This window comes from candidate division WOR-3 bacterium (assembly GCA_039802005.1).
GTDB lineage: Bacteria > Hydrothermota > Tepidihabitantia > SM23-42 > JAOAFX01 > JAOAFX01.
The window spans coordinates 1-21,715 of the sequence record JBDRVV010000020.1 but is presented as its reverse complement, the minus strand read 5'-3'; the positions used below and the strand labels follow the sequence as shown (position 1 = coordinate 21,715).

21 protein-coding genes and 1 pseudogene are annotated in these 21,715 nt (G+C 36.8%); 13 read left to right on the top strand and 9 right to left on the bottom strand.

The window, feature by feature from the left end; translation table 11 throughout:
* Positions 1-67 precede the first annotated feature (67 nt).
* From ABIL69_07560 to ABIL69_07550, 3 genes are read left to right on the top strand one after another with little or no spacing between them, the layout of a single operon-like run.
* On the top strand, positions 68-856 hold the full coding sequence (locus tag ABIL69_07560) for a cobalamin-binding protein (GenBank protein MEO0123843.1): 789 nt from the start codon (positions 68-70) through the stop codon (positions 854-856).
* Positions 849-1,757, top strand: a complete 909-nt coding sequence (locus ABIL69_07555; protein MEO0123842.1) for an iron ABC transporter permease — start codon at positions 849-851, stop codon at positions 1,755-1,757. Before ABIL69_07560 ends, ABIL69_07555 begins: the two co-directional genes overlap by 8 nt.
* 3 nt (positions 1,758-1,760) lie before the next feature.
* Positions 1,761-2,531 (top strand): ABC transporter ATP-binding protein, encoded by a 771-nt coding sequence (locus ABIL69_07550; protein ID MEO0123841.1) that lies wholly within the window; start codon positions 1,761-1,763, stop codon positions 2,529-2,531.
* A 2-nt stretch (positions 2,532-2,533) separates the two neighbouring features.
* Here the strand turns inward: ABIL69_07550 and ABIL69_07545 are convergent, their stop codons facing one another.
* Positions 2,534-3,304, bottom strand: coding sequence for a thermonuclease family protein (locus ABIL69_07545; protein MEO0123840.1), 771 nt, complete (start codon positions 3,302-3,304; stop codon positions 2,534-2,536).
* An 85-nt stretch (positions 3,305-3,389) separates the two neighbouring features.
* On the opposite strand from ABIL69_07545, the gene ABIL69_07540 reads away from it, so the two are divergent.
* The 6 genes from ABIL69_07540 to ABIL69_07515 are packed head-to-tail and all read left to right on the top strand — an operon-like array spanning position 3,390 to position 9,157.
* Positions 3,390-4,754 (top strand): sensor domain-containing diguanylate cyclase, encoded by a 1,365-nt coding sequence (locus ABIL69_07540; GenBank protein MEO0123839.1) that lies wholly within the window; start codon positions 3,390-3,392, stop codon positions 4,752-4,754.
* A 40-nt stretch (positions 4,755-4,794) separates the two neighbouring features.
* Positions 4,795-5,805, top strand: coding sequence for a thiamine phosphate synthase (thiE, locus tag ABIL69_07535; protein ID MEO0123838.1), 1,011 nt, complete (start codon positions 4,795-4,797; stop codon positions 5,803-5,805).
* A gap of 44 nt (positions 5,806-5,849) precedes the next feature.
* Entirely contained in the window at positions 5,850-6,167 is a 318-nt protein-coding gene (gene raiA, locus ABIL69_07530; GenBank protein ID MEO0123837.1) for a ribosome-associated translation inhibitor RaiA, read from the top strand.
* Positions 6,164-7,144, top strand: a complete 981-nt coding sequence (hprK, locus tag ABIL69_07525; GenBank protein MEO0123836.1) for an HPr(Ser) kinase/phosphatase — start codon at positions 6,164-6,166, stop codon at positions 7,142-7,144. Before raiA ends, hprK begins: the two co-directional genes overlap by 4 nt.
* Entirely contained in the window at positions 7,141-7,539 is a 399-nt protein-coding gene (locus tag ABIL69_07520) for a PTS mannose transporter subunit IIAB (protein MEO0123835.1), read from the top strand. Before hprK ends, ABIL69_07520 begins: the two co-directional genes overlap by 4 nt.
* On the top strand, positions 7,523-9,157 hold the full coding sequence (locus ABIL69_07515; protein MEO0123834.1) for an AMP-binding protein: 1,635 nt from the start codon (positions 7,523-7,525) through the stop codon (positions 9,155-9,157). The genes ABIL69_07520 and ABIL69_07515 overlap by 17 nt, the downstream gene beginning before the upstream one ends.
* Here ABIL69_07515 and coaD read toward each other — a convergent pair.
* The 8 genes and pseudogenes from coaD to tgt all read right to left on the bottom strand — a co-directional run bounded on the left by coaD (position 9,147) and on the right by tgt (position 15,659).
* A complete protein-coding gene (gene coaD, locus ABIL69_07510; protein MEO0123833.1) occupies positions 9,147-9,629 on the bottom strand; it encodes a pantetheine-phosphate adenylyltransferase in 483 nt (160 codons plus the stop codon). The two genes, ABIL69_07515 and coaD, sit on opposite strands and share 11 nt — an antisense overlap.
* A gap of 2 nt (positions 9,630-9,631) precedes the next feature.
* Complete coding sequence (rsmD, locus tag ABIL69_07505) at positions 9,632-10,168, bottom strand: 16S rRNA (guanine(966)-N(2))-methyltransferase RsmD (protein ID MEO0123832.1); 537 nt, start codon at positions 10,166-10,168, stop codon at positions 9,632-9,634.
* A gap of 75 nt (positions 10,169-10,243) precedes the next feature.
* On the bottom strand, positions 10,244-11,839 hold the full coding sequence (locus ABIL69_07500; protein MEO0123831.1) for a secretin N-terminal domain-containing protein: 1,596 nt from the start codon (positions 11,837-11,839) through the stop codon (positions 10,244-10,246).
* 3 nt (positions 11,840-11,842) lie between these two features.
* The gene (locus ABIL69_07495; protein ID MEO0123830.1) at positions 11,843-12,238 is read right to left on the bottom strand and encodes a hypothetical protein; all 396 of its coding nucleotides are present in this window, start codon (positions 12,236-12,238) and stop codon (positions 11,843-11,845) included.
* On the bottom strand, positions 12,219-12,791 hold the full coding sequence (pilO, locus tag ABIL69_07490) for a type 4a pilus biogenesis protein PilO (GenBank protein ID MEO0123829.1): 573 nt from the start codon (positions 12,789-12,791) through the stop codon (positions 12,219-12,221). The genes ABIL69_07495 and pilO overlap by 20 nt, the downstream gene beginning before the upstream one ends.
* The gene (locus ABIL69_07485; GenBank protein MEO0123828.1) at positions 12,788-13,390 is read right to left on the bottom strand and encodes a PilN domain-containing protein; all 603 of its coding nucleotides are present in this window, start codon (positions 13,388-13,390) and stop codon (positions 12,788-12,790) included. The genes pilO and ABIL69_07485 overlap by 4 nt, the downstream gene beginning before the upstream one ends.
* Complete coding sequence (gene pilM, locus ABIL69_07480; GenBank protein MEO0123827.1) at positions 13,390-14,430, bottom strand: type IV pilus assembly protein PilM; 1,041 nt, start codon at positions 14,428-14,430, stop codon at positions 13,390-13,392. The genes ABIL69_07485 and pilM overlap by 1 nt, the downstream gene beginning before the upstream one ends.
* Before the next feature lie 102 nt (positions 14,431-14,532).
* Positions 14,533-15,659, bottom strand: a pseudogene (gene tgt, locus ABIL69_07475) (tRNA guanosine(34) transglycosylase Tgt).
* Between the two features lie 195 nt (positions 15,660-15,854).
* On the opposite strand from tgt, the gene ABIL69_07470 reads away from it, so the two are divergent.
* The 4 genes from ABIL69_07470 to ABIL69_07455 all read left to right on the top strand — a co-directional run bounded on the left by ABIL69_07470 (position 15,855) and on the right by ABIL69_07455 (position 21,523).
* A complete protein-coding gene (locus ABIL69_07470) occupies positions 15,855-19,253 on the top strand; it encodes an AAA family ATPase (protein MEO0123826.1) in 3,399 nt (1,132 codons plus the stop codon).
* 274 nt (positions 19,254-19,527) lie between these two features.
* The gene (locus ABIL69_07465; protein ID MEO0123825.1) at positions 19,528-19,830 is read left to right on the top strand and encodes a zinc ribbon domain-containing protein; all 303 of its coding nucleotides are present in this window, start codon (positions 19,528-19,530) and stop codon (positions 19,828-19,830) included.
* 36 nt (positions 19,831-19,866) lie between these two features.
* A complete protein-coding gene (locus ABIL69_07460; protein ID MEO0123824.1) occupies positions 19,867-19,998 on the top strand; it encodes a hypothetical protein in 132 nt (43 codons plus the stop codon).
* Positions 19,991-21,523, top strand: a complete 1,533-nt coding sequence (locus ABIL69_07455; GenBank protein MEO0123823.1) for a T9SS type A sorting domain-containing protein — start codon at positions 19,991-19,993, stop codon at positions 21,521-21,523. Before ABIL69_07460 ends, ABIL69_07455 begins: the two co-directional genes overlap by 8 nt.
* Positions 21,524-21,715: the final 192 nt, after the last annotated feature.

Here is a 21,715-nt window from a genome sequence, read left to right as displayed (position 1 = left end):
ATTGCAAAAGTCAACTGGGTTGCTAAATCTCATTGATTTTTTCTTTCAATTAGGTATAATCAAAAATATGTGGAAAAAGTTAGTCTATCTTATATGCCTTATCAATGCGGTATGTGAAAAATCTTTCCATTCCAATGAACTTAGAATTGTCTCTCTATCACCGGCCATGACCGAAATAATCTTTGCCCTCAGAGCCGAAAATTATCTTGTTGGCACGACCACCTATTGTGATTTCCCAGATTCAGCAAAAAAGATTTACAAGGTTGGTGATTTTTCAAATCCATCCATAGAAAGGATTATCAGTCTTAAGCCGAATCTTATTATCGTAAATCTTCCCGAGCAATCAAGAATAAAAAATCAAATTGAAAAATATGGATTAAAAATATTTGTTACCGCTCCGGAAAAACTTGAAGATATTTATAAAGAAATATCGGAACTCGGTAAGGTCATAAAAAGAGAAAAAAATGCAGATTCTCTTATCAATTATATGAAAGCAAATATCAGACCTTTATCCCGGATAAAGAAAAAAGTCTACATTGAAATCAGTGCAAGACCTTTAATTACAATCGGCGGCAAATCATACTTAAATGAATTAATAGAAATGGCCGGGGGTGAAAATATATTTTCAGATATTAATAAAGATTACCCTGTTGTTAATCAGGAAGAAGTCATTATGCGAAATCCCGAGATAATAATCGTTCTGCACCCAGAAGATATCAAAAATCGTATAGGTTGGAAAAATGTTAATGCAATCAAAAATCACAAGATTTATAGTAATCTAAATCAGGACTGGATATTGCGTCCCGGACCAAGGCTCGTGCTCGGTTTTGAACAACTGGAGAAGATTTTTGAATAAAATAATTCTTTTGATTTTTATATTATTGTTCAGTATTCTCCTTGAGTTGTTTATTGGTCCTGGTGAATTAAGTTCCGAAATAATACAATTGCGAATTTATAGAATAATGCTTGGTATATTTGCAGGCAGTGTACTGGCGTTTTGTGGCAATGTCCTTCAGGGTCTATTTGGTAATCCCCTTGTTGAACCTTATACACTGGGTTCCGCATCCGGTGCAGCACTTGGTGCATCGTTAGGTATTGTATTATTTGGTTATGCGAATCCTGTTTTTTCTTTTGCCGGTGCCCTGATGATTGGAATATTTGTATTTGCCATTGCCCGTGTTGAAGGTGGTCTATTAAGGGATAGATTAATTCTGTCCGGGGTCGTTATGAGTTTTTTATGCAGTTCTCTTGTAATGATAATAATGATAACCGGAAGAAAAGAACTTTATGAGATACTCTATCTCTTAATGGGATATTTAGGAGTCGTAATCACCCCTCAAAACAGAACTATGCTCATAATCATTGGGATAATATCAATTATTTTACTCCTCTATCTTTATAGATACTATCGTGAATTTGATATTATATCTACGGGCACAGAGTCAGCGATTGCACTTGGGATAGATATACAGAGATTCTCAATTGAAATATTTCTAATCGTAACACTCCTTGTAAGTTTTGTTGTATCAATCGTCGGTGCTATTGGTTTTGTGGGACTTGTCATTCCCCATATTTCAAGAATGCTTTTTGGTCCTAAATATATCAAAAATCTTGCGGGCTCTCTATTTTTGGGGTCTGCGTTTGTATTATTTGCAGATGCACTCGCTCGTTCACTTACTTTTTATGAATTACCAACAGGTATAATAACTTCAATAATTGGTGTTCCCTTTTTTATCTATTTATATCGTTTGAAATAAAATATGAAGGTAATTGAATTATCAAATGTGAGTTTTTCATATAATACAAAAAATGTCTTACAGAATATAAGTTTAACTATTGAAAATGGGGAATTTACTGGGATTATTGGACCCAATGGTGCAGGTAAATCAACGATTTTAAGAATAATGGCAGGCATTCTGAAGAAATTCAGCGGCAGTATTCATATAATGGGGAGGGATATAAAAACAATCAGGCAGAAAGAATTAGCGCGAATAATTGGATTTGTTCCCCAGGAGACACATTTTCAACATAATTATTCGGTTGAGGACATTATTTCAATGGGGAGGTACCCTTATCTTGAACCTTTTCAACATTTTAAAAAAGATGATATTGAAGCAGTAGAATGGGCAATTGAAAAATCTAATTTAACTAAATTACGAAATAGACTGGTGAATTCCATTTCCTCCGGCGAAAGGCAAATGGTCGTTATCTGCCGTGCGCTTGCTCAGAAACCTCAAATCCTTTTGCTTGATGAACCAACAAGCCACCTTGATATTCTACATCAGGTTAGGATAATGGACTTGTTAAAGGATTTAAACCAAAATGGAATGACGGTTGTTATTGTAAATCACGACCTCAATTTATCCAGCCAATTTTGTAGAAAACTAATTCTTTTACACAGAGGCAATATTTACAAAATTGGCACACCGGAAATGATAATTGATAAAAAGTTAGTTATGGATGTTTACGGCGTTGAAACAGAAATAATCATTCACCCCGAGAAAAAAGTACCTCAGATTTTTTTGAAATAAATTTATTTTACTATCTGAATCTGAGATGGACTCTTTAAGATAATTTCGGGTTTACCATTATATTCTTTAATGAGGCCCGTCACTCTTACTTTTCTATTGAGATAATAATCTTCTGGATTTTTCGGGAATTTATCAAAATCACTGGCAAATATTACTGCCGTAAAGTGGCGTTTCCAGTCTTTATGAAAATTCAAAAAACAGACCTTACCAGTATTGTTTGTGAGGACGATTGTGCCCTCTACTGTTTTAATCTTTCCATAATATTTATTTGCATCAAGATATGAGATTATTTCATCAGGCGTTTTGGATGAAATTATTTCCTTGCCTAAAACACCTGTTGTATCAGGGATTTGAAACACAGGAAATGCCCATAAACCTCTTCTGTTCCTGATAGCGATTTTTTCTGTATTTTGAAGTTCATTTTTAAATTGTGTATCAGGGGGATAAAATCTCGTCTCAGCAAGTCCAACACGAATCATCTCTTCATTAACGAACTTTCCATCAAGATAAACATAATATAAGTATCTACCATAATCGTCTTTTTCTGTTATATCTTTTTTCAGCACCACAGATTTTCCAAGAATCATATTCATTAAAAATTCTTTAGCCAGATCCCCGCCCGGATCCAGCATTTCGGGCGCATTTATTCCTAAGAGACGAACGGCTTTTCCTTTATCTGTTTTAAATGTATCACCATCTATTACTTCAACAACCTTTTCTTTATTAGAACAAAAGAGCAAAATTAAAAGAAGTAATGAAATCGGATTTTTCATAAACGATTATAATGGACACCCGCTGGGTTGTCAAGCACCGCTGGGATATTGACATTAAAAATTATTCCTATATAATTCAAAAATAATGAAGAGAATGAAGAACAGAAAGATTTCCAAAGAGAAATTATTGAAGGAAATTGCGGTTTTAAAAACTCAATTAAAGATTTTACAACATAAAATCCATGAATACCAGGTCTTGCACAAAGCAGTCTTTGAACATTCGCCCGTTGGTATTACTGTGCGTCTGGGTTCGGGCGAACTTATTTCATACAACACGGCATGGAAAAGGATCTGGAATCTTACCAAACACAAGATAATTGAGAATGAAAAAAAATGTAGAGGATGGAGTGCAAAGAAGCGCTACCCCTATTTAAAAAAATATGCATCAAAGGTTCAAAAAATATTTGATAAAGGTGGTGAAATATATATACCGGAAATACATGTTGTTGATCCAAAAACAAAATTTGATAGATGGATTGCCCAGCATTATTATGCAATAAAAAATGACCAGAGCAAAGTTGAGCATGTCGTAACCATCACTCAAGATATCACCCCCCAGAAAATGACACTCTTGGCGCTCCAGGAAAGTGAAGAAAAATTCCGTACAATTGTGAATAACGTAAATCTGGGTGTTTACCGTTCCACTGCTAAGCCACCTGGTTATTTGATTCAAGTTAATCCAGCATTTTTAAATCTATTTGGATATAAATCAATGAAACAGATTTTACATATCCCCGCAGAAAAATTTTATAAAAATCCGAAAGACAGAATCCAGTTTATTAAAGAATTAATCAAAAATGGCGAAGTTCGGGATAGGGAATTACAGATGAAAAGAAAAGACGGCTCAACATTCTGGGCCTCAGTGTATGCCAAGGCACATTTTGATGAAAATGGCTATATAAAATGGATAGACGGTGTTATTGAAGATGTAACCGAACGGAAACAGATGACTGCAACCCTTCAGGCGCTTTCTTTTACCGATGAACTGACAGGCTTATATAATCGTCGGGGATTTATGACCCTCGCTGAACATCAAATGAGAATTGCACAGCGCACGAACAAAACGATGTTATTGTTATTTATAGATATGGACAATTTAAAAGATATAAATGATAAATTTGGGCACCCAATGGGCGACCAGGCACTCATCTGGACAACAAAAATTCTAAAAAAGACATTCCGGGGTTCTGACATCATTGCCCGCATTGGTGGGGATGAATTTGTCGTTTTAACATTGGAAATACAAAAAGCAAAAGGCGAAACCTTCTATGAACGTTTACATAAAAGCCTCGAGGTATTTAATCAATCAAAACAATTACCTTTCAATATCTCACTAAGTGCTGGTTGGTCATATTACAACCCGAAAGCTCCCGAGAGCATTAAAAATCTTTTGAAAAAGGCTGACCATCTAATGTATATTAATAAAATGAAAAAGAAAATAAAAAAATAAAATTTACTTGACACCTCATTTTATTTTTATATAATTCTTTGTGCAGTGGCAGTGTATTCTCGATGTAAATCTTAATCGTCTTACAGAATCACTCAAATTCATTGAAGATTATATTAGGTTTATAATAAAAGATTCTTCTATTCTCAAAAAGATAAGAAATTTGAGAAACGAACTTTTTCTATTAAAAAAATCCTTACCAATAAGTGATTTGGTGTTTTATCGGAAGAGTGAAATTGATTTAGGAAGAAAGGCGAAATTCGATTCACTCCCACGTAAAAAGGATATAGACCTCATATTGGCAAATTTCTCAAGGGCAAAGGAATCTGCCCGCATAATTGAAGAAATATTACGACACGGGAATAAATCGTTGAGCGGGTTTGTTAAAAAAATAAGGTTTCAAATATACGACCTTGAAAAATTGGTTTTGGAAAAGAATCAGAAAAGATTCAACCCGAAATTATATGTAATCATTGATGAAAAATATATTGATAAAATGCCATTATATGAAATGTTGCAAATTCTTCAGAATAATGGCGCGACAATGATTCAATTGCGCATAAAGAATCTGCCGGATAAAAAGTTTTATTATTATGGGGAGAAAATAAAAAAATTAATAACCAACCCTGAGCTGAAATTTATTATCAATAATCGTATTGATATTGCGTTAGCAGTAAATGCTGATGGAGTTCATCTTGGGCAGGAAGATTTACCCCTGAGAAAGGCGAGAGAAATACTGGGTGAAAAGTTTATTATAGGTGTTTCTGCCCATAATTTGAAAGAAGCATTAAAAGCCCAAGATAATGGAGCGGATTATCTGGGCGTTGGTGCTATATTCCCGACTAAAACAAAACAGAATGCGCGGATTTGTGGTCTGGATTTAATCCGGAAACTTAAAAGTAAAATTAATATTCCGATCATTGCTATTGGTGGGATAAATGATAAAAATTATAAAAAGGTTTTAAAGGCCGGCGCCGACGGAATTGCTATTGTATCTTATCTCTTTGAAGGCAGTTTGAAAAAAAATTTACAATCATTAATAAAAGGGGCTTGAGATGTTTTATTTTTTTTATATAATTAATACCTAAGGAGGAACAAATGAATATAACAATATCGGCAAGGAATTTCACATTGACCGATGCAATGACTGAGTTTGCGGGGAAAAAATTTGCAAAATTAAAGAGATTTGAACATATAATAATTGATGGCAATCTTATTCTTGAAAAAGATAAATCAATAAGTATGGTGGAACTTATACTCCGCGTAAAACATTCCACGATTAACTGCAAGGTGAATACTCAAGATATATATCAGGGCATAATTGATGTGGCAAAAAAAGCAGAGAGACAATTGCAGAAATACGAAGATAAATTTAAAGAAAGAAAAAGAATTTCTGCAAAAACAAAAAGGGTATGAATAAGATTACCGCAAAAACTTTGTATGAAGAGAAGAAAAAAGATTTTTCTTTTGAAATAATCACCGGCGCCGACCATCTTCATAAAAGAGTAATAACGAGTTGTGATATATTTAGACCCGGACTTGCTCTCGCTGGTTACACCGGATATTTTTTAAGTGAAAGGATAATGATAATTGGAAAAACAGAGACATCTTATTTAAAAACACTTGATAAAGATACAAAGGCAAAACGAATTGCCACCATAATGAAACTTGGCACTCCCTGTGTTATTGTAACCAAAAAGCTAAAGATCGATGAAAAATTTATTGATGAAGCAAACAAACGGAAAATCCCAATTTTAAGGACGCCTTTATCAACAACACCTTTTATCCATTCTCTTTCAACATATCTTGATTATAAACTGGCACCAACATTATATTTGCATGGGACATTAATTGATATTTACGGAGTGGGTGTTTTATTTTTGGGCAAACCCGGTATTGGAAAAAGTGAGTGTGCGCTTGATTTAGTAGAAAGAGGACACCGCCTTGTGGCAGATGATCTGGTAAAGATTGTGCGTAGAGGAGAAATGCTTATAGGGATGGGCGCGGAGAAAAGCGATAAACTTAAACATCACCTTGAAATTCGTGGTGTCGGTATCGTTGATATATTTAGAGTATTTGGTGTCAAAGCGGTTCGCCTGCGTAAGCGTATTGAAATAGTAATTGAACTTGTTTACTGGGAAGAAACAAAAGGCGAATATGAAAGGCTTGGATTGACCAAAAAAATGAAAAAAATTCTCGGAGTCAAAATTCCTTATATTAGACTACCATTGACACCTGGTAAAAATGTCTCAGTTATCACCGAAGTTGTTGCTATGAACTATCTCTTAGAATTAAGAGGAATAAATGTTGCTAAGGAATACAATGATGAATTGCGTAGGGTTATTTTTAAAAAGGAAGTCCCCAGTGTTCATTTTGATGAGGATATAGAATGATTAAAGGTATTATTATTGGACATGGTAATTTTAGCCAGGCATTACTAAACACGGTTGAAAAGATATTGGGCAAACAGGATATGGTTGAGGTAATTTCAAATGAAAGTTTATCCTGCGAATCACTAACAGAAATCCTGAAGAAATCAATAAATTCCGATAATCAGGAAAAAATAATTTTTGTTGACCTCCCTGGCGGAAGTTGTGCAATCTCATGTTTAAATGTCCTAAAGGAAAATAAAAATTTAAAGATTCTCTGTGGTATAAATTTACCAATGCTTCTTGAATTTTTTTTATTGCGAGAAAAATATAATGTAGATGAGCTAGTTCCAATATTATTAAAGAAGGCAAAGGATAACATTATAACCTTAGGAGGAAATATTGAAGACAATCGGTGAGGTCTTTGAGGAATCGGTTAAAAATCATCCAGATAAGATTGCCTTAAAAAAAGGGAATAATGTTTATAACTACTCAGAATTAAAGGATAGGGTTCTGGCACTAAAACAATATTTATATAGCCTTGGGTTGAAACCCGGAGATAGATTTGGTGTTCTCGGCGAGAACAGTCCAGAATGGGCAATCAGCTATCTTGGAATAGTGCGTGCTGGTTTGATCTGTGTTCCACTTGATGCAATGCTTGGTGAAGCAGAATTAATCCATATTTTAAGAGAAAGTGGAGCAAGGGGAGTATTATGTTCGGAAGGACACATTTACAAGATAGAATCAATCAAAGGTGAATTAAAAGATTTAAAATGGTTGATAAGCATGAAAAAAATCAAAGAAATACCTTCTGCTAAAAGTGAAAAACAAGTAGAGATAGATCCTGAATCCCTTGCAATCCTAATCTTTACATCAGGAACAACAGGTCTTGCTAAGGCAGTAATGTTAAGTCATAAAAATATCATTTCAAATTTACAGGCAATAGAGAAAGCAATTCCTGTATATTATACCGACAGTTTTGTATCAATAATTCCTATGCATCACACATTTGAAGCAACCTGTGGATTTTTATACCCCCTTTATCGTGGGGTATCTATATTTTATCCGCCCAGCCTTAAACCGAATGACTTAATCGCCACATTTAAAGAGGCGAAGATAACCTGTTTGATCGCGGTTCCCCTTCTTTTTGAAAAATTTCTTGCCGGTGTTCAGAGAAAAATTGCCAGTGCATCAATTCCTACAAAATTGATATTTAATACCATCAGTGGTGTAACTTCTATTTTTAAATTTCTACGCAAACCTCTTTTCAGTAAAATAAGAAAAGAAATGGGTTTAGAAAATTTGCGCCTTGCAGTCTCTGGCGGGGCAGCATTATCAGCTAAAGTTGCTCAGGGGCTTGAAATGTTTGGTATTCCAATATTACAGGGATATGGTTTGACTGAGGCCGCACCAGTAATATCGGTTAATCCTATGTCAAGGCCCAAAAATAATTCTGTTGGAAAACCATTACCGGAAGTTGAGGTCAAAATTTTTGAGCCGGACGAAAATGGAATTGGCGAGATCATTGTAAAGGGTCCAAATGTAATGCTCGGTTATTACAAAAATGAAGAAGCAACAAATGAAATCTTAAAAGACGGATGGCTTTATACGGGTGACCTTGGTTATATTGACAATGAAGGTTATATACACATCACCGGCAGGAAAAAGAGTCTCATTGTAACTCCAACCGGGAAGAATATTATACCTGAAGAATTAGAAGAAAAATTGCTAACAAGTAAATGGATAAAAGAAGTCCTTGTCGTTCCCAGAATAGACCCCGAAACTAAAAATGAAGAAGTCTGCGCATTGGTATACCCTGATTATGAGTTGTTAGAAGAATATAGTATGACCCATCATATACATTTAGAATTTTCTGATATAGAAAAAATAATCAGAGATGAAATAAGAAAGATTAACGAAGATTTGCCGGTTTACAAACGTATTACAAAATTTGAGCTCCGCGAAGAAGAATTTCCCAAAACCACAACCCAGAAGATAAAAAGGCATATGTTTATTGAACGGAGCATCAGGGTTTAATATTAAATTTTTTCTTCAAATTTTTTATTACAACCGGTGGTACAAGTCTTGAAACATCACCGCCCAATGAGGCAATTTCTTTAACCAGAGATGAACTAACAAATATATAATTTTCTGACGGCATAAGAAAGAGCGTTTCAATCTGCGGTTTCAATTTTCTGTTCATTAACGCAAGTTGGAATTCATAGTCAAAGTCTGATACTGCCCGAATACCACGAATGATTGTTTTTGCTGAAACTGATTCAACAAATTCAACGAGTAATGAAGAAAATCCTTTTACTATGACTTTGTTATTATTTTTGAACACCTCTTTTATCATTTTTATTCTTTCGTCAAGAGTAAAAAGAGTCTTTTTAGGACGGGCACTAACCCCAATGATTATTTTGTCAAATATTTTTGTTGCCCGATTTATTACATCAATATGTCCATAAGTTATCGGGTCAAAAGTGCCAGCATAAACTGCTTTTTTCATTTTTAACTCCTTTTTAATTTTAAAAAAGATACAATCGTATCACCATATTTTCTTTCTTTAATAATTTCGTATCTATTATCAATTGAACGAGAGTAAAAATTAGAATATTCAACAACGATAATAGATTCCTCTTTGAGCAGATTATAAAAACATAAGAGTGCCAATGTTTCATTTAAATATCCTGTTCTGTAAGGTGGATCAATAAATACTATATCAAATGCCATACCGCGTAGTTTTTTTAATCCCGGGCGAAAATCAAATTTTATCACTTTTATTTTATCATTAAGGTCAAGTGCCTTTATATTCTTTAAAAGTGCGGCGGGATTTTTTTCTATAAATATACAAAAGCGGGCACCTCTTGATAATGCCTCAATCCCCATTGCGCCGGTACCAGCAAATATATCCAGAACAAAAGCATCATTAATATTTTCTCCCAAGATATTAAATATTGCTGAACGCACAATCGCCTTTGTCGGTCTGATTCCATTTTTTGAAACCTTGAGTATCTTACCTTTATATGAGCCTGTAAGGATTCTCATCAGTATTTAAATGAACCCCGAAACACGTCCTGTGCCTCGGGGTTCATTTATTATTAATTCGTGATTTTCTCTATATTACTTTATTATCGTTGGTGTAATGAATATCAATAATTCCCTATCTTCATAAGTCGTTGTTGTTTCACGGAATAGCGCCCCTATGATAGGAATGTTTTTCAGTATCGGTATACCCCGCACACTCTTTGTCTCTTTCTTTCTAATAAAGCCACCAATCACAACGGTATTACCATCCTTTACAAGAACCCTTGTGTCCGCCTCAGAGGTAGTAATAATTGGTCTGCCTGCCAATGCTGATGCACGGTCAAGTTCACTCACCTCAGCATGAATCTCCATAGTAATTTCTTCCAGAGAATTTATGTGGGGAGTAACTTCAAGTTTTGTACCCACGGTATAGAATTGTATCACCGTATTGCCGGCCATATCCCTTGTTGGAATACCAAACCTTTGTCCACCAAGGATTGAGGCCTTTTTGTTATCAACTGCTGATACCCGTGGTGCAGAGATAGTATTTGCCTTTCCCTTTTCTTCGAGGATATTGATTGTTGCACTTACCTGAGCAAGTGAAGGAACGGTTCCAATATTAAATACACCGTAACCTGCAATCGCGGGCGTGGGATTGCTTGTGACATCAACCCTCAATAATCTACTCTCAAGCCCTTTTAATGTCCAGTTGATACCGAGTCCCTGGGATTGCGAGGCATCTACATCAACAACCTTCGCCATTATTTCCACCTGTGGCGTTGGTGTATCGAGCAATTTTACAAGTTGTTTAATTTTATCATGAATGGGTTCTACCTCTGTGACAACCACAGAATTCGTTCTTTCATCAACATTTGCCTTACCTTTTGGTGAGAGCATTGCCTGAATCTTAGTCAACATTTCTGAAGGGTTGGCAAATTCAAGTTTATAAATATTAGAAATTAGCGGCAAATCAAAATCCTGTTTATCAAGATTTTCTGCAGTATCAACCCTAATCACACCCGGGTCCTCACGATATGCATAGCCAGCAGCACGAAGGATAATTTCCAGTGCCTGTTTCCAGGGAACATTATGGAGTCTTACTGTAACCGTCCCCTTTACATCCTTTCCTGCAACAATATTTACACCCGCATATTCAGAAAGTGCCCTTAATACAGTAAGAATATCCGCATTTTCAAGGTCAATGCTGATAGGCCTGCCAGTTATACTGACCGGTGGCCTGGAACTCGGAACCGCTGGAGGTGGTGCCTCAGGTGCAACGGGAGCTGCTGCCTGGGCATTTAATGCCTGCCAGGTAGGTATCGGAGCAGTTAAGCCGGTTAGCAATGTTACTACAAAATTGTTGCCTTCAGTTGTAGTCAAAAATGAGTAATCTTGATTTAACTTTGCTACAACCCGAACTAAATCTGGCTGCCCGGCAAATCCTGTAATTGAAATATCCTTTATACCACCAGAATTTATTACATAATTCTTTCCTGTGAGATTGCTGGATACTCCGGAGCAGTCAATAACCATCCTTGATGGGTCTTTGAGGCTGAAAGCATTAGCGATAAATGGTCCGTCCGATTCAATGATCAATTTCGTATTTACTCCCTCGGATTTCACAATAACATCTTTAATAACTACACCATTAAGCAGAGAGAGTATTGAGAGAATTGTTAACAAAAATCTCATAATTTACCTCCTTTCTTTTCCCTCTTGGAGTCTTAATTCATATTTTGTTACAACTCCTGCATGCATAATTTCAAAAATTATTGCCTGGCGATTTATTTCACTTACATGGCCACCAGCAACGCGATCCCCGCGTTTTAAAATATAACCATTATCCTGGCCATCCTTAACAAGAGCATAATAACCACGATCTCCCCAGAGAATACCAATGAGACGTAGGTTTTCCGGACTTAAATGGCCAGTCTTACCACCACCCAATTCCAGACCCAATAATGGAACAAATGGATCTCTACGTCCTGCAGGTTCATACTCGTATCTCTCTACAGGAAACAGAGAATCAGCTGTTGGTGTCTGGTTTAGAATTACTATTAATGTAAGAATACTACCGACGGCGTGGAGCACCACTTGGCACCTCCTGTCTTTTTATAACAGTATAAGTTATTGCCTGTAAATCGGCTTCAGTGCTACGGTCTTTGCCGGGATTAATTCTTATCGATGGAACGTTTACAATCCTTGATAGATTGCCGATATTGGATAAAAATTTCCCAAGTTGATGATAACCGCAAGCGACTTTGATCTGAACCGGAATTTCAGAATAATTGTCTTTTGGAACAGGGCCACTTGGTTTAAAGAGTAAGAAACTTACACCCGCCTTTGTACCGGAATTTGAGATCTGCTGGATCAATTTTGGAATTTCCTTTTCCTGAGGAAGCATTTCTTTAGCAATTTCCCATTCCGCTTCAAGTCTCGCTATCCTTGCCTGGAGTTCAGGTAGGCGCGCCTTGGCTGCTTCAGCTTCTTGAACTTTGATCTGGAGTGAATCCCTTTTTCCCTCAAGAGTTTTTATCTTATTTTGGTTTGAGGTATAAGGAAATCTAAAAAAGAGAATTAACACCAGTATCAAAAGGATAAAAAATACAATTGCCTGTTGGGTTTTTGGTTCTTTTAAGTTCATTTCGTACCTCCAGTTGAATCAATTCTAACATTTGCGGTAAGTGTAAATTCCATCATTTCCTGCTTTTCAACAGTCTTTTTTTCAAGAACAGTCAAATCCACGTTGCCGATGTATGGCGATTCTTCAAGTCGATTCATAAATTCAGCAACAAGTAGATTTGAGGCCGTTGTACCCCTGATATCAATATTTTGTGTTGTTACATTGAGCATTGTAAGCCAGGTGAATTCTGGAATGCGTGCAGAGATTTCATCAAGTATATGCGCAATAAGAAAACGATTTTTATTGAGTTCCTTAATCGGACTGATTAGAGTCATAAGTTCTTTTTCCCTCTGCTTCAAACTATCAACCGTTGCAACATAAATTTTCAGTTCATCAAGGCGTGTCTGTAATTGATTTATATTACGATTGAGTCCACCAATTTTGGTACTTTGAATAATCAGGAAAAGGGCAATAATGATGGCGACGACCGCAATCCCCAGAATATAAAGTGCACCTAATTTGACAGAAGGCAATTTAATCGGCGGTGCGCCTGGTTTTGCGGCTTTTGCTTTTGGCGCCTTTGCCTTTTTAGGGCTGGGCGATAGATTTATTTTTATCATTAGTCCCCCCTTAATGCAAGGCCCACTGCCTGGGTTAAAACTGGACCAATCATTTCAACCCCTTCAGGTGCAAAAATTGAAGGGTCATAAAGAATATTTTTGAAAGGGTTAAATACTTCTACACTTACATTCAATCGTCGTTTAAGATAATCAACCATATTTGAAATCAGTGCACCCCCACCAGTAATAAACATCTTACTCACCTTTTCTTCACCCGTTACCGTAGAAAGGAACTGCAAACTTCTTTCAATCTGTGTGCTCAGATCATTAACAAACGATTCAAAAACACCCTGGATTGAATCCTGGGATGCACCAACTGGTATTGTTCCTTTAACTGCATTTGCTGCATCTTCATAATTAAAGCCGATTTCTTTCTGCAATTTATTTATATAGGAATTAACGCCATAGTAAACATCTCGTGCGAGTAAAGATGAACCACCTTTAATCACATTTATTATTGTCATTCCTGCACCAATATTTACCAATGCAATCGTTTCATCTGGACTTGGCTGATAATTGTATTCAAAAGCATTTTGTAGAGCAAAGGCAGCGGTATCAATGATTATCGGATTGAGATTTAATTCTTTCAAGAGGGCGGTAAGATTATTTATCAATTCATTTTTTGCCGCAACAAGGACAACTTCTTGTTGATTCTCACCGTAATTAGGATTCACCACATCAAAGTCCAAGGAGACTTCGTTGATATCAAATGGTACATATTGTTCTGCCTCCCATTTTATTTGTTCCCTCGTTTCTGCCTCGCTCAAACGATCCATAACAATACGTTTTATAATCACATCCCTTCCAGCAAGACCGATTACGACATCCTTTGTTGTGATATTGCGGGATTCAAAAAGAGTTCTAATTGAATCCAGGACTGCTTCCCGGTCAATAATCTCCCCTTCAACAATTGCATCCGGCAATATCTTAGAGATGCCGTAATTTATCAGCCTTTTGGTCTTGCCAGGCAAAAGTTCAACAACCTTAGTTTGACTTGAGCCTATATCAAGACCAACTACTTTTTTCTTTTTTCCAAACATATTCACTCCTTTGCTCTTTTACTAAATTCTACACAAACTCCAAATGGGGCTTTTTCCCCTAATAAATTAAATTTGAATATTATATATATAATTAATGGAATGTCAAGAGCCAAATTCATTATTTTGACCCGCCTGACGAAAATTAAACGATTTTTTGGTTTTGAGTATAAATTTATCCAAATCCCCTTTTTTGATATGAAATCTAATGTCTTTCATAAGGCGAATATAAAACATTATATTATGATAACTTACGAGCCGTCCCGCAAGCGCCTCGCCCGCATTAAAAAGGTGTCTGATATATGCACGACTAAAATTTCTACAGGTATAACAATTACAATTCTTATCAAGTGGTGAATCATCCTCTGCATAACGACTGCCTTTTATAATAATCTTACCTTCTGATGTGAATGCCATTCCAGTTCTGCCATTACGGGTAGGAAGGACACAATCAAAAAGGTCAACCCCAAGACTTACTGCTTCAAGAATGTCTTCTGGATAACCACAGCCCATTAAATATCTAACTTTATTCTCTGGTATAATTTCATTAACTACACCTACCATTTCCATAGTCAATTGTGATGGTTCACCAATCATCAATCCCCCAATTCCATACCCAGGAAATTTCAATTCAAGAAGGCGATGGGTGCATTCCTTCCTGAGTTCTTTGAAAGTAGCGCCCTGAATGATTGCAAATATACGAGGTTTTTTTTTACATTCAAGCTTCGCTCCGCCCAATTAACTGTCCTCTCCACAGCAATACGTGCTTCAATGAATTCTGAAGGATAGGGTGTGAAAAAATCAAGGCACATTGCTATATCGGTTCCCAAATCCCGTTGAACCTCAATCGCCTTTTCCGGGGTCAAATGAATACGACTACCATCAATATGTGAAAGAAAGGTTAAACCATTATCATTGACTTCTCTCAGTTCGCTCAACGAATATGCTTGGAATCCTCCCGAATCAGTAAGAATCACCCTTTCCCAGTTCATAAATTTATGGATACCTCCAAGTTTTTTTATTAATTTTGTTCCTGGTCTCTGCATTAAATGGTATGTATTACAAACAATTATCTCAACACCGATTTTTTTTAACTCTTCAGGAGAAATCATTTTTACGCTACCCTGAGTTGCTACAGGCATAAAGTTTGGTGTATTGACCTCAAAATGTCTTGTTTTCAAAAGACCCAATCTTGAATTTGTATTGGGGTCCTTTTGAATCACCTTAAACATACTGATATCATACATAATTATTCAATTTTGTCAATAGAGAGCAGATGATTCTAAAAAATTGTCCAAATTTTTGCAATTAAAACATTTTTCAAGTTTGATACATTTTCAAATACATTGTCTAACTCCAGTATAAACTAAAATTAACAAATTAACAGCGAACTTGACAGCAAAATAATTATTTGTATAATATATAATATGTGGGATGAGTCGTTGACAAAGACTCAAACTTTCGACATTCCATTCATCGGTAGAGATAATGAACTCACATTACTGAGAGAAATGCTAAAAAAGGCATATGATTATCAGGGCAATTTTTTGCTTATCAAAGGTGATATTGGTATTGGAAAGACGCGGTTAATACAACAATTTGTTCAGAATATAAATCAATCCAATATTCAGGTATTGATCGGAAAAGGAATAAAAGATGAAATCAAAGCCTTTGCGCCATTTTCAACCATAATTGAGGAATATATTACAAATCTGGAAGGTGCTATGGAGAAACGCTGGCTTACGAGGATTTTCCCACCAGAATCTGCCTTATACCTCAGTTATATTATGCCGGTTTTCAAAATACATTATCCCATTGTGCTACAGCAAGTTGAAGAAAGGATAGACCGCGCCCAGATAATCTATTCTTTTGAACAATTTTTTGAAAATCTTTCAAAATATAATGTATTAATTTTATTCTTGGATGACATTATGTGGATTAGAGACGACGCCCTTGATTTATTACGCTATCTTGTTATGAGGATTAGTAATAAACCTATCTTATGTATCGCTACCGCCCGGTCCGATGAAATTAGTTCAAATCTACAAGAACTTATAGATGAACTTAATTCCAACCGCCAAATTGTCATAATCAATCTTGATAACCTATCTCAGAATGAAGTTGAATCTCTATTAAGCGAGCAATTTATGATTGATATACCAATACACTTTTTACAATGGCTATATTCACTCACAAGAGGGAATCCGCTCTTTATCGCCGAAATATTAAAAGCCTTGCTCCGTCAGAACATCATTGTGTATGATAGCAACAAAAATGAGTGGTCAATAAGAAGTGATTATCAAGACTTCACTATTTCGGACACGGTAGAAGGCGTAATTAATTATCGGCTTAGTCAACTGAAATCATCTGAACTGCAATTACTCCAGGCCGCGGCAGTGATTGGTGAAAATTTTGATGTTGAAATTCTTAAGAAATTATTGGTTTCGGAATCCAGGAATAGGATTATTAAGAGTTGTAATACACTCACCAATCTTAGAATTATTGAAGGAATTCATAATAAAAAGCAATTCTGTCATCCTTTGATTCGGGAAATCCTGTATCAAAGAATTGAACCAGAAAAAAGGCGCCAAATGCATAGGAAACTGGCGAGGGTTTTAGCGAATTCTGGCGCGGATGAGAATACGGTCTTATACCATCGCACAAAGTATTTAATTCAAGGCGAAGGAACGAAAAAATTGGTCAGATATCTTATCAATACTTCTGCAAAACTTTTTGCTACCTATAACTACCATTCTGCCTGGCATTACTTGAAGATAGCAGAAGAAATGGCTGAACAAATTTCTAATGCAGAAAGAGAAAGAATAATAATTAAGGCAAAACTCAACTATCTCGGCTGGACATTAGGCCGAGATGTAGTTCCCCTGGAACAGGCAGAGTCATTTGTATCGGAATTGGAAAAGTCTAAATTGAAAGATGATTTTGTAGCATACTGTGAGATGCTCTTTAACCGAATGCTCTCCACACAAAGATTTGAAAGTGCAGAAATATATTTGAATAAAGCACTCTCCCGAATCCAAAAGTCCAACCCATTTTATTATAAACTTCTGGCCGACCGTCTGCTGCTGTTAAGGAGAAAGGGATTATTGCAAGAGGCAATAAAAGAAGCTGAAAAATTAAGCTCGATTATCCCTCAAGACAAAGCCCCAGATGCATTTTATAAAACACTCAACAGCATCGGTATGGTGGCGATTATGAAGGGTGATTATGAATTGGCAAGGAAGTCTATTTTCAGGGCATTAAAGGTCGCCCAACACTATAATATTCTCCCTTACATTGGTGATTCACTTATGAATCTTGGGCTTGCGGAGATGGAAATGGGTAATTTGGATTCGGCGTTGAAAAATTTTGAAGAGTCTCTTAACTATGCAAAAATATTACAACGCGACCCCACCATCTCGATAAATCTTCTCTACATGTCATTGTGTCACATCCACAGGGGTGATAATGATAAAGCAATTCAAATATTAGATAGAGTTATTGAGCGGGCGAAGAATTTTTATAATGTACGATTGAAGGCATCTGTCCAGTTGCTAAAGACAAAAATTTATCTGGATACGGATAATATCCCTCTGGCTGAAGAGACAATAAATGGTATTTCGCCCAACGATATGGATATTGGTGGTCAGGTAGACTTGGATTGTCTCAAAGCAATTTTATGCGGAAAGAAGGGAAACTTTTTGCAGGCAATAGATATAATTGATAAGTTACTTCCCCGCCTTAAAAGCTTAAATCTCAAATCCCGTTATGCCCGGGCATTGGGTGAAAAGGCGCTAATTTACCTTTACCAGAATAAGAAAGATGAGGCATTTAAGTATTTTAAGGAGTCAAAAAATTTATTGGAATCAGGGAAGAAACTGCCACAATTGAGCCATTTACTAATAGACTTTGGATTTCATCTGGGGCAAAAAGAAGGTGAAGAACTATTATTTAATGGATTGCAAATGCTCTTTAATATGGGGGGGACCGAGCGGATGAAGTGGCTATACCCGAAATTGAAAAAGGCTCGGTTTATTAAATGCTGTAATTTTATTTCAGAAAAAACAAGCAATTTAATAATAGATAAAACTATCATTTCAACTTTTGGTGGTCTACAGATAAAGAGGCCGATGGATGTCTCTGAATTATCAAAAAGTGAATGGCCCTCGCGCAAAGCGCAGGAATTGCTCGGACTGCTATTGGTTGCTCCGAAAAGTGGAGCCACCAGAGAGGCAATGGCATCCAGCCTCTGGCCCGAGGCAACAAAAGATAAAGCACAGTTAAATTTCCGTGTTGCGCTGACACATCTTAAAAAAATATTGGGTGAAGATGTTATTATCCAGAGCGGACAATTTATTCTTTTAGATATGGATATAATAGAAGTAGATTTTTTGACATTTGAAAACCTTTACAAAGAATGGCAGGGCTTAAAACGCGAGGGTAAATTACATACTGCAGAAGACCGTGCACGCCGGTCATTAGATCTGTATAAAGACGATTTTTTGCCTGAGTTTTATAGTGAACCAATTTTAAGAAAGAATATGGAATTGAAGACGAAGATGAAAATTATGCTTTCCTGGCTTGCGTTAAGGTCTCTGGAAAAAATGGATTATCAGGAATCAATCTTCATGGCACAGAGACTACTTGCATTTGATCACCTTGATGAAAAGGCACATCAGATTATTATGGAAAGTTTGTATAATCAGGGTGACCGAAACGGCGCCTTAAGGCAGTTTGAGATTTTAAAGAGAAATTTCAAAGAAGAATTGGATGCCGAACCTGGCGCAGAAACAATAAAACTTTATAAAAAAATTCTCAGCACAGATTAATTGAAAATGGAGTTAAGGCGTAAGCCTTTTAACTCCAAAATACGAATCCCTCCTTTTTGTAATAGGTAAGAGGCTGTGTCGCAATTCAAAATTTCGTCCAATTGTAGCGGTTTGATTTATCAAACATCATCAAATTTCAATGCTTTGTAATTCTATTGTCGCATAAATGCGACCGCTACAGAGGTTGCGACACAGCCTCGTAAGTTTTCCCCAAAAAGACATCCCTCTCCCCTTTTTTAACGTTTTTTTAACGCCGCTGGATTATAATATCGGTGTGGATACCGAAGAAAAAAAAATCTGTCCCAAGTGCAACTATCTTGGTGGTGAAATGGATAACATCTGCCCTTATTGCGGGATAGAGTTAATCTCTAAATGTCCACAATGCGGGGCAAGGATAAAGAGTGCATTTGCCGAATATTGCTTTGCCTGTGGTCTTCGGTTTGCGGATGCCATCCGCGATAATCCGCATTCTAATCAGCGTCCATCCGCGCATTTTGCGAAGCAAAAAAAGAAAGGAGGTGATGTTAAGGCAAAGAGAGGGAGACAGAGAGACAAGGAGAGATGGAGACGGAGATGAATCGTGAAACGTTTACCGTGAACCGTGAAACGAAAAATGTATTGGTGCGATACTTCACATTGTTCAGCACGGGGTTATCGCACAACCACAATCCGCGTCTTTCTGTGTCTATTTCTGTGTAAATCAGTGGGCTCGGTGAAACCGAGCAAAGGAGATAAAGATGAATAATTTACAAAAAATCTCAATAATAACAATCGCCTTATTGGCGATAATGTCTGCAGACAATCCGGGTCCTTTGTGGACAGACCAGGATGTTGTGATTGATAGTGCAAGGGCTTATCAGGGTGTTTCAGTTGCAACCCGTCGCTCAAATGGTGAAATATTCGTTGCGGTATCAGGAAGATTCTTTGAAGACACCACACGCTACGGGATAAGGGTATATCGCTCGCTTGATGGTATAAACTGGAGTCAATATCTGTGGTTCAGCATAAGTCAGGGGCATTTGCAGAATCCCTCAATGACTATCTTTACTGCGCAAGACTCAGAATTTCTGTATGTGGCATTTGACCTCTGGGATGTGGGGGCAAACGAATATAATACCCGTGCTTATCGTCGTAATCTGGCATTGTCTTCTGGCCTATTCAGAGATATCTCAGTAATAGCCGGAGTACCTGAGCGAGACCCGAGTCTCTGCACCAGTAGTCCAGCTCATCCCAATGGTCCCTGGCTTTTCTGTGCCTTTACGAGTTTTGATTCAATCGCCTTTATCCGTTCTTCAGATTATGGTATGACCTGGACCGACCGGCAGATCATCGGTTATCCGAGTACAAATTATGGATTTTTAAACCCGAGCTGTGCCTATGGTTGGATTTCAACTCCACCTGATTCAATGTCGGTTGGAGTTGCCTGGCAACTTTTGAGCAACGATGAAACGAACGGAAAGATAATCTTCAGAAAGAATACCTTGAATGGTATGCCCGGGCGTTGGCGTCCATTAATTGAGTTTATTCCGTCAGTAAATTGCCGTGATGGTTTTCCCCATTTACAGATGACCCATGGGGGATTTCCTTCAGCATTAATAACTTTTGTCCGAATAGATACATTAGAAGATAATGCTGATTTATATTATTTTTTTAGCACCAACGGTGGGGATAACTGGAATTATGGTATAATCTACGATTCAAATTCAACCGCGAATGTCGCTCATTGTCTTGTAATTGATGATAGTCTTGGCTATTACCATGTAGCATACCGTGGAGCGGAAGAGGAGATATTTTACCAGAAGGTAAGGTATGACAGTGTATCATCACCTTGGTCAGCATCAATTAATGTCAAGAATGGTAGTAGTAGCTGTAACCCATACTATTTTCCCGCAGTCGGTCAGCGTAATGGCGAACCTTATGTGTGCTGGGTTGACTACGATCCACCTGTCAAACTCAAATTTGATGCCCAGTGGCTACAGACTGGAATTAAAGAAAATCAATCTGCAAGAGTGCCAAGTCCAATAACGATTACCTCCAATCCGGTAAGAGATAAATTTAGAGTTAATTATCAAGTTAAAAATCAAGGGCGGGTAAGGATTGAATTGTATGATATTTCAGGAAGGCTGGTTGCGGGTCTATTTGAATCGGATATGCATGCGGGTCAGCACGGGACAAAAGTTGAGACCAAAGCTCTTTCTGCGGGAGTATATTTTGTTGTCGTTGATACCCCTGATGGCAGATTTTCAGGGCGGGTTGTGGTGGTGAGATAAGGAGTTAATAGTAGTTGAAGGTCCTTGAATATTTAGATATAAGACAAAAATCAACATTTTCCGCCTGCCTAAAAATGTTGACTTTTACCTCATCTTTTTTAACGTTTTTTTAACGCCGCTGGATTATAATATCGGTGTGGATACCGAAGAAAAAAAAATCTGTCCCAAGTGCAACTATCTTGGTGGTGAAAT